General features: G+C 66.0%; 16 protein-coding genes. 4 read left to right on the top strand and 12 right to left on the bottom strand.

What is annotated here, in order from left to right; translation table 11 throughout:
* Positions 1-6: 6 nt before the first annotated feature.
* Genes LB572_RS22345 through LB572_RS22335 form a run of 3 tightly spaced genes read right to left on the bottom strand, consistent with a single transcriptional unit; the run spans position 7 to position 3,816 of the window.
* Complete coding sequence (locus tag LB572_RS22345; RefSeq protein WP_412033582.1) at positions 7-1,506, bottom strand: ATP-binding protein; 1,500 nt, start codon at positions 1,504-1,506, stop codon at positions 7-9.
* Positions 1,507-1,565: 59 nt separating this feature from the next.
* Positions 1,566-2,264, bottom strand: coding sequence for a response regulator transcription factor (locus tag LB572_RS22340; protein ID WP_224669231.1), 699 nt, complete (start codon positions 2,262-2,264; stop codon positions 1,566-1,568).
* A gap of 4 nt (positions 2,265-2,268) precedes the next feature.
* Positions 2,269-3,816, bottom strand: a complete 1,548-nt coding sequence (locus LB572_RS22335) for a DUF4173 domain-containing protein (RefSeq protein WP_224669230.1) — start codon at positions 3,814-3,816, stop codon at positions 2,269-2,271.
* Between the two features lie 356 nt (positions 3,817-4,172).
* On the opposite strand from LB572_RS22335, the gene LB572_RS22330 reads away from it, so the two are divergent.
* Positions 4,173-5,051, top strand: a complete 879-nt coding sequence (locus tag LB572_RS22330) for an HpcH/HpaI aldolase/citrate lyase family protein (protein WP_224669229.1) — start codon at positions 4,173-4,175, stop codon at positions 5,049-5,051.
* A gap of 63 nt (positions 5,052-5,114) precedes the next feature.
* On the top strand, positions 5,115-5,321 hold the full coding sequence (locus LB572_RS22325) for a DUF1737 domain-containing protein (RefSeq protein ID WP_224669228.1): 207 nt from the start codon (positions 5,115-5,117) through the stop codon (positions 5,319-5,321).
* Positions 5,322-5,359: 38 nt separating this feature from the next.
* On the opposite strand, the gene LB572_RS22320 is transcribed toward LB572_RS22325, so the two are convergent.
* From LB572_RS22320 to LB572_RS22280, 9 genes are all read right to left on the bottom strand, one after another.
* Entirely contained in the window at positions 5,360-5,902 is a 543-nt protein-coding gene (locus LB572_RS22320; RefSeq protein ID WP_224669227.1) for an NADPH-dependent FMN reductase, read from the bottom strand.
* A gap of 38 nt (positions 5,903-5,940) precedes the next feature.
* Positions 5,941-6,561 carry a pyridoxamine 5'-phosphate oxidase family protein gene (locus tag LB572_RS22315; protein WP_140805454.1) on the bottom strand — a complete coding sequence of 207 codons (621 nt, stop codon included), beginning with the start codon at positions 6,559-6,561 and terminating at the stop codon, positions 5,941-5,943.
* A gap of 90 nt (positions 6,562-6,651) precedes the next feature.
* Positions 6,652-7,308: a septation protein A gene (locus LB572_RS22310; RefSeq protein ID WP_224669226.1), complete on the bottom strand. Its 657-nt coding sequence runs from the start codon at positions 7,306-7,308 to the stop codon at positions 6,652-6,654.
* 63 nt (positions 7,309-7,371) lie between these two features.
* Positions 7,372-9,078, bottom strand: a complete 1,707-nt coding sequence (ftsY, locus tag LB572_RS22305; RefSeq protein ID WP_224669225.1) for a signal recognition particle-docking protein FtsY — start codon at positions 9,076-9,078, stop codon at positions 7,372-7,374.
* Positions 9,079-9,091: 13 nt separating this feature from the next.
* Positions 9,092-10,420: a tRNA (N(6)-L-threonylcarbamoyladenosine(37)-C(2))-methylthiotransferase MtaB gene (gene mtaB, locus LB572_RS22300; protein WP_224669224.1), complete on the bottom strand. Its 1,329-nt coding sequence runs from the start codon at positions 10,418-10,420 to the stop codon at positions 9,092-9,094.
* The gene (dapF, locus tag LB572_RS22295; RefSeq protein ID WP_224669223.1) at positions 10,420-11,304 is read right to left on the bottom strand and encodes a diaminopimelate epimerase; all 885 of its coding nucleotides are present in this window, start codon (positions 11,302-11,304) and stop codon (positions 10,420-10,422) included. Before dapF ends, mtaB begins: the two co-directional genes overlap by 1 nt.
* A gap of 72 nt (positions 11,305-11,376) precedes the next feature.
* On the bottom strand, positions 11,377-11,538 hold the full coding sequence (locus LB572_RS22290; protein ID WP_224669222.1) for a DUF1328 family protein: 162 nt from the start codon (positions 11,536-11,538) through the stop codon (positions 11,377-11,379).
* Between the two features lie 94 nt (positions 11,539-11,632).
* Positions 11,633-12,202 (bottom strand): hypothetical protein, encoded by a 570-nt coding sequence (locus tag LB572_RS22285; RefSeq protein WP_140808140.1) that lies wholly within the window; start codon positions 12,200-12,202, stop codon positions 11,633-11,635.
* A gap of 70 nt (positions 12,203-12,272) precedes the next feature.
* A complete protein-coding gene (locus tag LB572_RS22280; protein WP_224669221.1) occupies positions 12,273-13,286 on the bottom strand; it encodes an MBL fold metallo-hydrolase in 1,014 nt (337 codons plus the stop codon).
* Positions 13,287-13,412: 126 nt separating this feature from the next.
* Here LB572_RS22280 and LB572_RS22275 point away from each other — a divergent pair, with 126 nt between their 5' ends.
* Both LB572_RS22275 and LB572_RS22270 read left to right on the top strand, forming a co-directional pair.
* Positions 13,413-13,850: a VOC family protein gene (locus LB572_RS22275; protein ID WP_224669220.1), complete on the top strand. Its 438-nt coding sequence runs from the start codon at positions 13,413-13,415 to the stop codon at positions 13,848-13,850.
* A gap of 208 nt (positions 13,851-14,058) precedes the next feature.
* Positions 14,059-14,640: a protease inhibitor Inh/omp19 family protein gene (locus LB572_RS22270; RefSeq protein ID WP_224669219.1), complete on the top strand. Its 582-nt coding sequence runs from the start codon at positions 14,059-14,061 to the stop codon at positions 14,638-14,640.
* Positions 14,641-14,719: the final 79 nt, after the last annotated feature.

The raw sequence follows: 14,719 nt of genomic DNA, 5'->3' as shown, positions 1-14,719 counted from the left end.
GCGCGTTCACGCAACCGGCAAATCGATCTCGAAGCGCGTGCCGCGTTCGGAGTCAACCAGCCTGATCGTGCCATCATGCGCTTTCAGGAGGGCCAGCACGATGCCGAGCCCCATGCCGGTGCCGCCGGACTCGCGCCGCGTGGTGAAGAACGGCTCGAATATCCTGGCGCGGTTGGCGGCCGAGATCCCATCGCCATCGTCGCCGATCCGGACCGATGCGCGCTCACCATCGGCTGAGGCATGGATCGCCACCTGCCGGGCGCCGTGCCGCGCCGAATTGTCGATGAGGTTGGCGAGCACGATGCCGAGATTCTCAGCCGAGATGCCGAACCTGATATCGCCGCCGCCCTCAAGCCGCGCTTCCAGCCTGGTGTCGATCGGCAATGATGCCAACGCCGCATGAAGCGTCGCGCTTTCGCCACTCGGTTCCAGGTTTTCGGCGCGCGCCAGGTCGAGCAGCCGGCGCACCAGGAGATTGAGCCGCCCGGCATCGGTGACGATGTTGTTGGAGAAACGCTTGCGCTCGGCCTCGTCCATCGCGCCGCCGGAATCCCTGAGCAGCTCGGCCGCGCCCTGGATCGCCGTCAGCGGCGATTTCAGCTCATGCGAGACATGGGTGGCGAAGGTCTGGATAGAGTCGGAACGCGCCTGCAGCTTGGTCGCCATGTCGAGGAAAGCCGTCGACAGCGCCGCCATCTCGCGCGTGCCGTGATGGTCGAGCGGCCTGATCGCGTCGCGGTCGCCGGCGGCGATGCGCTTCGTCCGGTCGATCAGCGCATAGATCGGCCGGCTGACGGTGCGGATGAACACCAGCGCGATCAAGAGCGTGCCGCCGAGGATGGCGATGCCCGCCAACGTCACCTTGCCGCGCTCGCCATAGAGGTGCTTGACGATGTTGTTCGGCGTTCGCGACAGATAGACCACGCCGGCGACCCGGCCGTCGAGCTCGACCGGCATGGCGACGAAGACGCGCACCTTGGTGCCACGGCTCACCGAATAGAGCGGCGGCGTCGGCTGGTCGGGGATGCGCAGCCTGAGCGCGCTGGCATAGGCGCCGGAAAGCGCGGTCCGCACCTCCCCGATCTCGCCGAGCGACTGGCCGACCTCGTCGCCGCCGGCAATCACCACGCCGCGCGGATCGAGCAGCCGGAAGCCGGCGAGCGTCGTTTTCTGCGTCTCGTCGAGAACGCCGTCGAGCCGCGCGCCGATTGCGGCGAAGGCGGGATCGGGCGCGGCGGGGAGAGCCGCCGGTCGCGACGGCATGACATCGTCGGAGGCAAGGTCGAGGCGCGGCTCGATCGGATCGTACGGGTAATTGTTGTCCCTCGTCGGATCGGCCGATATCGGTGAACCCAGTTTTTCCTGGGGGATACCGGCGTCGCGCACCTGTTGGGCATAGACGGCGGCGACCACCGCGCCTTGCGCGATGAGCTCGCCCTCGGTCTGGCGGATCAGCTGGTTCTCATAGAGCCGGAAGAAGAACAGCCCGACCAGCGGGAGGGCCATGACGACGATCAGGATGGCGATGACGACGGTGGCGAGCCGCGGCCGCCACCTTTCCTTGCTCAACCACCGCATCGGCCGAGCCGAAAGCCGACGCCATGCACCGTCGCGATCGCATCCGCGCAGCCGACCGCCGCCAGCTTGGCCCGCACATTGCGGATATGGCTGTCGACCGTGCGTTCCGAGACATGGATGTTCGAGGCATAGGCATTGGCCATCACCGCGTCGCGGCCAAGCACGTGCTGCGGCCGGGCGAGGAAGCCTTTCAGGATCGCGAACTCGATCGCCGTCAAGGTGAGCGGCCTGCCGTCGAAGCTCGCTTCATGGCTTACCGGCACAAGCATGAGCTTGCCATGCGCGAATTCACGGTCGTCGGCTTCTTCTTCGACGACGGCCGGCCGCGCGCGGCGCAGGATGACATTGACGCGGGCGACCAGCTCGCGCGGGCTGAACGGCTTGGTCACATAGTCGTCGCCACCCATCTCCAGCCCGAGCACCCGGTCGATCTCCTCGTCGCGCGCGGACAGGAACAGCACCGGCACGTCGGATTTTTGCCTCAGCCTGCGGCAGACTTCCAGCCCGTCCATCTCCGGCATGCCGATGTCGAGCACGATGAGGTCGGGCGCGCCGCGCTCGACCGCCTGGAGTGCTGCGGCGCCGTCGGCGACGGCGGCCGTCTTCATGCCGGCCTTTTCCAACGCGAAGCAGATGATCTCGCGGATATGCGGGTCGTCGTCGGCGACGAGGATGTGGTGCGGCATGGAATCAGCGGCCCGGCGCGTAGGGTTCGGTGACGGCAGGATTAGCAAGCGGGCCGTGCTTGTCGAGAGCGCGCAGCAGCCGCCAGTCGCGAAAGCTCCAGGCGCGCCAGTCTTTCTGCTCCGTGCGGTAGTGGAATTCGGCCATCGCGTCGGGCCCGTCGCCGACCGCGCGATCGGGGAATGTTTTCTTCTGATGCTCGAAATAGCGCCCGAGAGCCGGCAAGGCGTTCGGACCGAGCGAGCGAGTATGCCAGATGTCGAGGGGGACGCCCTTTCCGGTCATTTCCAGGGAATGGTCGACATTGAAGTTGGCGATCATGGCTGCGAAGTTGACGAAGCAGCAGGCATAAAGCGTCGCCGATAATGTCACAAGATTGGCGGAGAGCAGCCATTCGCTGGATTTTTGCAGCGCGATGCGGGCGATGATGAGCGCCAGACCCACCGCCACCAGCCCCATCCAGATGAAGGCGGCGATGCGCAGATAGGTGAGCGCATAGATGCCGATATAGAGATCGAGCCGCAGCATCGAGGAGATCACCAGGGCGATGTTCTGCGCCACCCAGAGATAGACCAGCCCGCGGATCAGCGGATCCCGCGACGTCTCGCCGCCCGAGCGCAGCGCCACCAGCACGAAGCCGGCGGCAAGCAGCGCGGTGGCGACCAGCGGATAGGCGCCGCGATGCGCATAGGCCGCGTAAGTCATCCCGTCGGGTAGCGCGACGCCGGCCCAGAGATAGGCGGCGTCGAGCGCGGTCTGCACGGCAAACAGCGCGTTGAAGACGATCAGCGCGCGCAAGATGGCAGGCTTGCCGAAGAGGATATCCTCGGCGGATGTCCTGGCCGGTCTGGCCACAGGTGCGGCGGGCAGGACGCGCCTGATGCGCGAGACGAAGCGTGGCAGGCGCGGGCGCAGGAACGCCCAGACGCCGGCCAGCACGATCAGCCAGAAGACCAGCCGCGCGATCTCGATTTTCTCGATGAGCGCGTAGAGGTCGATCAGCGACAGCCAGTGCTCGATGATCGGATTGGCGGCGCCGAACAGCGCCAGGAAGACGACGCCCAGCGTCAAGGGCATGATCCAGACGACAATGGCCGTAAGCTGAAGCCGCCGCTGCCCGAGCTCGCGCGCCGCCTTGCGCCAGCGGAAGAAGTCGCGCGCGAAGCGGAAGGGCGCAGCAAGCAGGAACAGGCCGAGCTGGCGGGCTATTCGTTCCTTGCGCAGCCGTCCGGTCAGCGTCAGCGCGAAGATCGCAAGTGCCGCGATAGCGACCAGGACCGAAAGCGGACTGACATTTTCGACCAGCGGCAGCAGCGCCGCGAACAGCGCAGCTGGTTTGAGCCACACCCGGACGTCGTTCAGTGCGGTCGGATGCATGGCGACGACAGCCGCGGCAAGCACGATGGCGAAGATGAAGACGGTGATCCCGGCCGGCTGGCCATAGAAAAGAAAATCGGCCAGCGCCACCAGAGCGACCGCGGCGCCGACGCGGCGGCAGTAGCTCGGGACAGGCGATGTCTTCATCGCCGGAACCGTCATGGTCATCGTCGTCATCGCTGGGCCTTCCTGGCTGCTGCCGTGCCGCCGCATGCCGGCCGTGCTCCGAAGGGAAGCACTGTCGCCGTGACGCGCCGTCTTTGCGGCTCGACGAGCCACCAGCCTTCGTTGCGGAGCCGGCGCGGCAGCGACCATCGGAATGTGTGAGGCGTTTGCATGGCGGCTTTGTCGCCGGCCGGTGCGGAAAGCGCGCGGCGGATTGGAGGAGGTTTTCCGCAACGATTTGCAGATTTGGTGCAGGGAAGCCCGGCGCCGGCGTCCTCTTCCCTGCCGAGCACCTCCCCCTTGCGGCCTCTGAGGGGGAGATCAATCCGCGCCTTGCCTCGTCCGCCATCACCCTGCATAGATCGGCCATGACCGTCGAACCCCACCGCCCGCGCCGCTCGGTGCTTTACATTCCCGCCTCGAACGACAAGGCGCTCGCCAAGATCGGCTCGCTCACCTGCGACGCCGTCATCATCGACCTCGAGGACGCCATCCTGCCCGCCGACAAGAAGGCGGCGCGCGACAAGGTCGCCGGCATTCTCGCCGGGCGCGAGAAACGCCGCGAGATGGTGGTGCGCATCAACCCGCTGACCAGCGAATGGGGCGCCGACGATCTCCTGGCCGTGGCCAAGGCCGAGCCCGACGGCATTCTCCTGCCCAAGATCGGCACGCCGCGCGACATCCTCGAGGCCGGCGACCTGCTCGACGACAATTTCGCGCCGGACAGCGTGGAACTATGGGCGATGGTCGAGACGCCCAAGGCGCTGCTCAACATCGGCGCGATCGCCGAACTTGGCCGCGATCCGGCGTCGCGCCTCGCTTGTTTCGTTGCCGGAACGAATGATCTGGTGAAGGCGACCGGCATTCTGGCGACGCCCGACCGACGGTATCTGATGCCCTGGCTGATGCAGTTGGTGCTCGCGGCGCGGGCCGGCGGCCTCGACATCATCGACGGCGTCGCCAATGATTTTCGCGACCTCGATGCTTTTGCCGGCGAATGCACGGAAGCCGCCGCCATGGGTTTCGACGGCAAGTCGCTGATCCATCCCGCCCAGATCGAGCCGGCGAACCGCGCCTTTTCGCCGTCGCCCGAGAGGCTGGCCGCGGCCCGCGCGATCAGGGATGCGTTCGCGCGGCCCGAAAATGCCGGCAAGGGCGTGATTGCGATGGATGGCCGCATGGTCGAGCGGCTGCATCTGGCCGAAGCCGAGAAACTTCTGGCGAAGGCCGCGGTCATCGGCGCATGATGCGGCGGGCTCGAAACGATTTTTCAGGACCGGCTTTCCGCCCGGTCGCGACAGGATAGGCCAATGAAACTCTACCGCTTCCTCACCGGGCCGGACGACGCCACCTTCTGCCACAAGGTGACGGCAGCGCTGAACAAGGGCTGGCACCTGTTCGGCTCGCCGACCTATGCCTATGACAAGAAGACCAAGTCGATGCGCTGCGGCCAGGCCGTGGTGAAGGATGTCGAAGGCCAGGAATATATAGCTGATACCAAGCTGAGCGACTGGTAGGTTCCACTCGTCATCCTGGGGCGTAGCGACGCGCGGACCTAGGATGACGAGGCTGCCTGCGAGCGCATAAACTCCACGAAACCCCGCACCGCGTCGCGCATCGCCGGGCGGTTCGCAGTCAGGATCGCCTCCATCTCAGGCGGCTTCTTGCCCAGCAGCGCGATCTCCAGCGCCCTATCCTCATACATCGCGAACGACATCGTCCGCATGATCTCGGCAAGCGCCGCGCGCGCATAGAGCGAGCGGGACGAGGCATGCACCAGCATCGCCGGCTTGCCGACGGCGGCGTCGCGCGAGACCAGCCAGTCGAGCGCGTTCTTCATGCCGCCGGGCACGCCATGCGCATATTCCGGGCAGGAGACGATGACGCCGTCGGCGCGGGTCACCGCCTCGATCAGCCGAGCCGCTTGCGGCGGCGTGCGCTCGCCCTCGTCGTCGGGGTTGAAGATCGGCAAACGGCCGAGGCCGTCATAGACCTGGACGCGGCAGTCCGCAGGCACGTTGGCGGCCAAAGCGGCAAGCAGGGCCGAATTGGTCGAGGCGGCGCGCAGGCTGCCCGATATGGCGATGATGTCGATCAAGGGAGAGCCGGACGAAAGAGTTGAGTCGTCCGCGAAGCCTACCACATGGTCTGGCGGTAATCGTCGTCCAGCTCGCGGTCGATGTCGCCGGCGCTTTCGCTAAGCGCCAGCTGGTCGCGGATGATCTGGCCGAGCGTCGGCAGGGTCGCGCGGTCGTACCAGGTCTCCGGTTTCCACAGATCGGAGCGCATGAAGGCCTTGGCGCAATGCATGTAGGCGGCCTTGACCGTCACCACGATCACGCTCTGCGGCTCCCTGCCGTCGACGGCCAGGCGTTCGCGCAAGGTCGGGTCGACGGTGATGCGGGCATCGCCATTGACACGCAGCGTCTCGTTCATGCCGGGGATGAGGAAGAGCAGCCCGATCGACGGGTTGCGGATGATGTTTTCCAGCGTGTCCAACCGGTTGTTGCCGGGGCGGTCGGGAATGGCGATGGTGGCGTTGTCGAGGATGGCGGTGAAGCCGGGCCTGTCGCCCTTGGGTGTCACGTCGGCATTGCCGGCGCCGTCGGAGGAGCCGATCAGCACGAACGGGCTCTTGCCGATGAAGGAACGGCAATGGCCGTCGAGGCTTTTCAGTTCCTTGCGGATCGAGCCGTCGGTCGGCCGGGGCGTCTTGTAGATCGTCCTCAGCTCGTCATGCGTGGTGACGAATTCCATACTGCCCCCCTCTTGCTCCGGCGCAATTCCGGACGGACGTTGCGGCGAAGTCGCCGAACCCAACCGGCAGCCACTTTTCCTGGAATTGCCTTAATTCCCGGCCTTCTCTTCCTTGGCTTTATCCTCCAGCGAGTGGCGCATGATCAACGGCATCTGGCTGAAGGTGAACAGCAAGGTGATCGGGATCGTGCCCCAGACCTTGAAATATAGCCAGGTCGCTTCCGAGAAGTTGCGCCACATGACTTCGTTGAGCACGGCCAGGAAGAGGAAGAACAGCCCCCAGCGGAAGGTCAGCTTGCGCCAGCCTTCGGCGTCGAGCTGGAAGGCGGAATCGAAGACGTAGCCGAGCAGCGACCGGCCGAACAGCAGCCCGCCGAGCAGGGTTACGCCGAACAGCGAATTGATGATCGTCGGCTTCATGAAGGCGAAGGTCTTGTCCTGCAGGTAAAGCGCGAGCGCGCCGAAGACGAAGACGACGATGGCCGACACCAGCGGCATCAGCGGCAGGCTACGCGTCAGCAGCCAGGAGGCGCTGAGCGACAGCGCGGTGGCGACCATGAAGAAGGCGGTGGCGATCAGGATCGGCTCGCCGAGATGGGTGAGCACCGGGAATTTCTCGGCCAGCCACTCGCCGCGGATGGTGGTGAAGAAGAACACCAGGCCGGGACCGAGCTCGAGCAGGAATTTCAAGCGGGGATTGATCGGCTTGCGGCGTGGATCGGACGGGTCGCGCTCGATGATGTTCATAAAAACCCTTCTTGCGCATGATCTGGCCGAAAAGCAGGCGGCCTCCCAAGATCATGCCTTTGTTCAGGCGACGCCTGCGATCGCTCTCGCGAATTCGCTGGCGGAAAACGGTTCGAGGTCGTCGACCTGTTCGCCGACGCCGATGAAATAGACCGGCAGCCGGTGCTTGGCGGCGATCGCCACCAGAATACCGCCGCGCGCCGTGCCGTCCAGCTTGGTCATCACCAGGCCGTTGACGCCGGCGACGTTGCGGAAGATCTCGACCTGGTTCAGCGCGTTCTGGCCGGTGGTGGCGTCGACCGTCTGCAGCACCGTGTGCGGCGCCTCCGGATCGAGCTTGCCGAGCACACGCACGATCTTCTCCAGCTCGGCCATCAGCTCGGTCTTGTTCTGCAGGCGGCCGGCGGTGTCGATGATCAAAACGTCCGAGCCTGCCTCCTTGGCCTTCTCGAACGCGTCATAGGCGAGGCCCGCCGCATCGGCGCCGAGTTTCGAGGCGACGACCGGCGAATTCGTGCGCTCGCCCCAGATCTTCAGCTGCTCGATCGCGGCGGCGCGGAACGTGTCGCCGGCGGCCAGCATCACCTTGAGGCCGCCGTCGGTGAGTTTTGCCGCCAGTTTGCCGATGGTCGTGGTCTTGCCGGTGCCGTTGACGCCGACGACCAGGATGACATGCGGCTTGTGGCTGAGGTCGAGCTCGAGCGGCCTGGCGACCGGCGTCAGCACTTTCTCCACCTCCGCGGCCATCACGGCGCGGACTTCCGCATCGGAGACGTCGCGGCCGTAGCGGCTGGAAGCGAGCGAGTCGGTGACGCGCAGCGCCGTCTCCACGCCGAGATCGGCGCGGATCAGCACGTCCTCCAGGTCCTGCAGCGTCTCGTCGTCCAATTTGCGCTTGGTGAAGACGCCGGCAATGTTGCCGGAGAGCTCGCGCGAGGAGCGGGCGAGCCCGTCGCGCATGCGCTGGAACCAGGAGCGCCGCGGCGCCGGCTCCGGCGCCCTTACCGGCTCGGCCTTCTGCTCGACCTTTTTTGAAACCGTCACCTTGCCGGCGGCAGGGGTGGGGCTTGGCGGCGGCGGCACGGCCTCCGGCTCCGGTGCGATCTCGGCAAGGATCGGCTGCGGCTCGACCGGCGCTGGCTGTCGGATGGGAGGCGCGATTTCCGCGTCAGCTTCGGCGGATGGTTCTATAGAAGGCGTCGCCGCTGGCGGCACCTCGATCGGCGCAGGTGTCTCGGCGGGAACCTCGCTCGGCGGCGTCGGTACTTCTGCCGGTGCCGGCTCGGGCTGCGGTTCAGGGCGCGAAGGCTCGATGTCCGGTTGCGCCGGCGCGGGTGGGGGCACTTCCTGCGGAGCAGGTTCGGGCTCGGGTGAAGGCTCAGGTTGTGCCGGTGGCACTTCCTCCGGCGGCTCGGGTGTCTGAGGCGCCGGTTGCGGCTCTTCTTCCGGTTCAGGCTGCGGCAGCGGTTCAGGATCGGGGGGAACGATCGGCTCCGGCGCCGGCGGAATGGTCGGAACGGGCTCGGGCTTCGGCGCTTCGGGCGGCAGGGCGGGGGCAGGCTCAACAGCCGGCTCGCTCGCCGGCGTGGCCTCCGCCACCGGCTCCTGCTCGCGCGCCAGCGTTTCCGCCGACTCAGCCTGCCCGGCCTCGGGCTTCAGAGCCTCCAGCGCATCCCATTTGATCGGCGGCAGCGGGGCCGTCTCGTCGACGCGCTCCTCGACGACCTCTTTCTTGCCGAACGAAAATATCTTCTTGAAGAAACCAGCCATGCGTCTCGCAGTCTCAGGCGGCTTGCGCGGCAGAGGGCGCCGCCGCGATCAGTCGGGCGCCGTCATGGCCGGTGATCACGGCGTCGACGATCTCGCCGGGCGCGCCGGTGGCGATCGCGGCTAGCGTGAAACCTTCCGTGCGGCCGAGCCCGTCGCGCTCGATCAGGATCGACTGCCTTGTTCCGGCAAGCGACGACAAATGACGACGATAGGCGGCCTCGCCGGCGGCGCGCAATCTCGCGGCGCGCGCCTTCACCACCTCGCGGCGGACCTGCGGCATGCGCGCGGCGGGCGTGCCTTCGCGTGGCGAGAACGGGAAGATGTGGAGATGCGTCAGGCCGCATTCCTCGACGATCTTTTCCGAATTCTCGAACATCGCCTCGGTCTCGGTCGGGAAGCCGGCGATGATGTCGGCGCCGAAGACGATGCCGGGGCGCAGCTTGCGCACGTCCTCGCAGAAGCGGATCGACTGGTCGCGCAGGTGCCTTCGCTTCATGCGCTTCAGGATCATGTCGTCGCCAGATTGCAGCGACAGGTGCAGATGCGGCATCAGCTTCGGCTCGGTGGCGATGGCGTCGAGCAGGTCGTCGTCGGCCTCGATAGAATCGATGGAGGAGAGCCTGAGCCGCTTCACGTCGGGCACCTGGCGCAGGATCGTCTTCACCAGCTTGCCAAGCTTGGGGCTGCCCGGCAGGTCGGCGCCGAAGCTGGTCATGTCGACGCCGGTCAGCACGATCTCGGCGTAGCCGTTGCCCGCCAGCCGCTTGACCTGCTCGACCACGCCGCCCATCGGCACGGAGCGCGAGTTGCCGCGTCCGTAAGGGATGATGCAGAAGGTGCAGCGGTGGTCGCAGCCATTCTGCACCTGGACGAAGGCGCGCGCCCGGCCTTCGATGGCGTCGACCATGTGGCCTGCCGTCTCGCGCACCGAAAAGATGTCGTTGACGCGCGCCTTCTCGGTGTCGTTGACGCCGAAATCGGGCAGCGCGCGGTAGGAGTTGGCCTTGAGCTTCTCCTCATTGCCGAGCACGAGGTCGACCTCGTCCATGGCGGCGAAATTCTGCGGCTCGGTCTGCGCCGCGCAGCCGGTGACGATGATGCGGGCGGAAGGGTTCTCGCGGCGCGCCTTGCGGATCGCCTGCTTGGCCTGGCGCACCGCTTCGGCGGTGACGGCGCAGGTGTTGAAGATGACGGCGCCGCCGTGCAGCGCGCCCAGCCCGGCGCTCTCGGCCTCGCGGCGCATCACTTCCGATTCATAGGTGTTGAGGCGGCAGCCGAAGGTGACGACGTCGATGCCTTTGCCGATTGGAGCTTGGGCCGCGCCTTTTTCAAGGGCGGACATCAGGCGGCGCTTTCGGTGTCGCGGGCCCAGGCGCCAGTCGAGGGGTCGAAGCTGCCGGAAAACTCCCATTCGGCCGCGCCCGTCAGGATGACATGGTCGTCGTCGCGCCATTCGACATGCAGCGAGCCGCCGCCGGGCGTCATCAGCGAAACGCTGCGGCCGGTGCGCTTGGTGCGGGCGGCCGCGACCACGGCGGCGCAGGCGGCCGAGCCGCAGGCCTTGGTGAGGCCGGCGCCGCGCTCCCAGGTGCGGATGATCATGGTTTCAGGCGAGGTCACCTGGGCGATGGTGATGTTGGCGCGCTCGGGGAAGATCGGGTGGTTCTCGAGCAGCGGGCCGAAGCGGTCGAGCTCGTAGGACCAGACATCGTTGTCGACCCAGAAGATCGCGTGCGGATTGCCCATCGACACCGCCGAGGGCGAATGCAGCACCGGCGCGTCGATCGGGCCGATCTGCAGTTCGATCATGCGGGTATCGCGGAATTCCTCCGCCAGCGGGATTTCCTGCCAGCCGAAGCGCGGCTTGCCCATGTCGACCGAGATCAGGCCGTCGGCATGCTCCTGCGCATTCAGGATGCCGGCGCGGGTCTCGAAGGTGAAGCTCTTCTGGCCGGTCTCGGCGGCTAGAGCCTGGACAACGCAGCGGGTGCCGTTGCCGCAGGCCTGCGCGCTGGTGCCGTCGGAATTCAGGATGTCGATATAATAGGCGGTGCCCGGTGTGCGCGCATCATGGATCGCCATGACCTGGTCGAACTTGGTCGCCGCGTCGGCGTTGAGGGCGATCGCCGCCTCCGCCGTCACCTTGTCGGCACGACCGCGCATATCGGCAACGATGATCTCGTTGCCGATGCCGTTCATCTTGGCGAAGGGGGCGGTGCCTGCCATCTAACCGGTCATTCCAGTTCCATTTGGCCGCTATATGGCGGAAACGGCCCGGAATTACCAGTCCGGCGCGTCTTATGTGATGGCGAATACGCCGAGCACGATCAGCAGGAAGACGATCAGCACGATGCCGATGAGGACGCGCGCGCCGGTGGCGGCCGCGCCCGCCAGCGCCGGCATGCCAAGCAGGCTCGCGGCGGCGGCGACAATCAAAAGGATGATGATCCACTTGATCATGGAAAAACCTCGCAAATCGACAGTGTTTGCAGCGACTTAGGAACGCGGCCGCAGCCCTGTGGTTCCGTCGGTGCGAGGCTGATCCCGAAACGACCTACCCGGCGATCTCGAAGTCGGTCGTGAAAGGCGCCGTCTTTTGCGAGTTCTCGTCATGCATGAGGAAATCCGCGCGGTACTTGCCGGGCGGCAGCCCGTTCACGGAGACGTTCAGCTTGAAGAACATTTCGCGGTTGTGCGAGCGTGAGGCGAGCTGGACGCGGCCGAGCTTCTCGAAGCTACCCAGCTTCTCGCCGGACTGGGTGAGCACGGTGAGGTCGACATAAAGCGCGATCTGGTTGTTGCCCAACCCGTCCGAACCGTAGTCATAGCCGACCGGCTCCATATAGAGCACGATCTCTTCGCCCGGCTTGTAGATATGGTTCGGGCGCTCGCTGTAGACGCCGAATCCGCTGGCCGAGCTGATCTGCTTCACGTTCAGAACGGCAAGCGGCATTGCTTTCCACAGCGCTTCCTCCGCATCGCGGAATTTGGCGAGCGCGCCCGTCGCATCGTTCGACTGGAGGGCCTTCTCCGCCTCGGCGGCCTTGTCGGCGATCTCGCCCGCGGATGCGGCCGTGGCCGTCGTCAAGGTGAGCGCAGCCAGGGCGATCGCAAAAAGCTTCATCGTGGTTTCTCCCGGAGATTGCTTCGGTATCGTGGTTGAAAAAGCCGCCCGCAAACCCGACAAGGCATTGCTACACGATGATGTCGGGCACGTCCCATACTTCTCCCGGTCTCAGCGCGCGGAAACGCTCCGGCGGCAGGCCTTGCGCCTGCAGCGCCTCGGCCAGCTTTTGCGCCGGCTCCTCGACCGGTTCGTCGGTGAGATGGAATGTGCCCCAATGGCAGCCGGCGGCGTGAGCCGCATTGCACAGCTTCATGCCCTGAACGGCTTCCTCCGGGTTCTGGTGCTGCGGCGCCATGAACCAGCGTGGTTCATAGGCGCCGATCGGCAGGATGGCGAGGCGGAAGCCGCCATGCTTTTCAGCCATCAGCCGGTAGTTGATGCCGTCATGGAAGCCGGTGTCGCCGGCGAAATAGACGTTGCCGGGGGCCGTCTCGATGACGAAGCCCGCCCACAGCGCCATGCGGCGGTCGCGTCCGCCGCGCGCCGACCAGTGATGCGCGGGCTCGACATGGATGGCGGCCGCGCCGACGCCGAGCCTGTCGCCCCAATCATGCATGGCGAGCCGCATGCCGGGCGCCGCACGGCCGATGATGGCGTCGTTGCCGAGCGGCGCGACGACCAGCGGGTCGTGTCTCTCCTTCAGCCGCTTCAGCGTGGCGAGGTCGAGATGGTCGTAGTGATTGTGGCTGACCAGAACCAGATCGATCGGCGGCAGGTCGGCAAAGGCAATGCCTGGGGCATTGACCCTTCTCGGACCGGCGAAGGTGAAAGGCGAGGCACGCTCCGACCAGACCGGATCGGTGAGGATGTTCAGCCCGGCGGTCTGGATGAGCAGCGAGGCATGGCCGACCATGGTGAGTCGAAGCGTGCTGCCGTCTACCCGGTCTTCCGGTTTTGCCGGCGGATGGGGACTCGGAAAGGCGGCCGGCCATTTCGCCCGCCCGCCGCTGAACTGCCATCGGAGGAGATCGCTGAAGCGCCCGGGCGGCTTGCCGCCGGGATTGAAGAACAAGGCGCCATCGAAATGATCGCTGGGCGGGCCGCTGTAATAACGATTGGCGGTTCTTTTTGTCGCAGCCATTCTCTCTCCCGCCGGCTCGGTCCTTCCTGAGATAAGGAAGCGCCTGCCTGGCGCAAGCATTTTGCTGGCGAATGCCAACGGGCGAAGCCCGCTTCCTCTAGGATCGTTGGAAGGGGGACGACCGCCATGGCGTTGAAGCGAACCAAGACACCGTGGATGAAGGCCGAGGATTTCGGCCGTTCGCTGCCGCTTGGGGTCGGCGTCAACCTTCTGGTCACCGACATGGCGGCGATGGAGGCCTTCTGCCGCGACGTGCTCGGCGCGCGGATCATCTACGCCGACGAGGACTTCGCCGCGATCGAGCTGCTGGGCACGATCTTCATGCTGCATGCCGACCATTCCTATCTCGACAATCCGATGACGGGCGTCACCGCAGGCGCCGAGACGCGCGGGGCCGGGATCGAGCTGCGCCTTTACGGCGCCGATCCCGATGCGACCGAGAAAAAGGCGGCGGCGCTCGGCCACATCGTGCTGGCCGGCTCGATCGACAAGCCGCATGGCCTGCGCGAATGCTACATCGTCGGCCCCGACGGCTATGTATTCGTGCCGAGTACCCGGATTTAACATCGGTATTTCAGCAGCTTGAGCGGCCGCCTCCAGCGTCGCTCCAGCGCCGTCCGCCTGCTGCGATAATTTTGCAACAGCTGGCTCGAAAACCCTATTTTAACCATATCGGGTTGAAATTCTGCCACCTTCGCCATCTTGGTGGAGCAGAGATTACGCGGATGGCTCCCCCCGGCCGGATCCGACGGAGGTTTTGATGGATTTTTCGATGACCCGCCCCTTTTCGCGGCCTCACCTCTTTTCGAAGAGTGGCCTCTTTTCGAAGAGTGGCCTCGTGGCCGTATCGCTGGCCGTGCTGGTTGCGAGCGGCTGCTCGACCTCCCGCTTCTCGTCGATGGACGATCAGCAGCCCGCGCCGTTGACGCCGGCGCCCTCGGGCACGGTGACGCAGAATCAGCTGCCGCCGCCGGCAGCTCCCGGCGCCAATGATCCGTCGCAATTCCCGACCGCGCCGAAGAACACCCAGGTCGCCTCGCTGCCGCCGGACGGCGCGCCGCCCGCCGGCGCCACCGACCTCACCGCGGCCAGCGTCGCCGGCGTGTGGAACGTCAATGTCTCCGGGCAGAGCTGCAAGGTGGCGACGCCGCAGACCAAGTTCGGCGCCGGCTACCGCGCCGGTCCGCTGCACTGCCCGGCGCCGATCGACGGCATCAAGTCGTGGAACGTCGCTGGCAAGCAGCTGACGCTCTACGACGAAAACGGCGGCACGCTGGCCAGGCTCTATTCGTCGGGCGGCGAAAAGTTCGACGGCCAGACTTCCAGCGGGCAGCCGATCTCGCTTACAAGGTAGGGTATGCTGATATTCAGGTGAGGCCGGCCTGCGAATGCCGGCTTCCTGCGCTTCGAGTGCTCACGTACTTCAAGTACGC

The organism is Mesorhizobium sp. BH1-1-5 (assembly GCF_020165615.1).
In the GTDB taxonomy this organism is placed as follows: Bacteria; Pseudomonadota; Alphaproteobacteria; order Rhizobiales; family Rhizobiaceae; genus Mesorhizobium.
The sequence above is the reverse complement of the archived record's forward strand: the minus strand, read 5'-3'. Positions and strand labels throughout refer to the sequence as shown.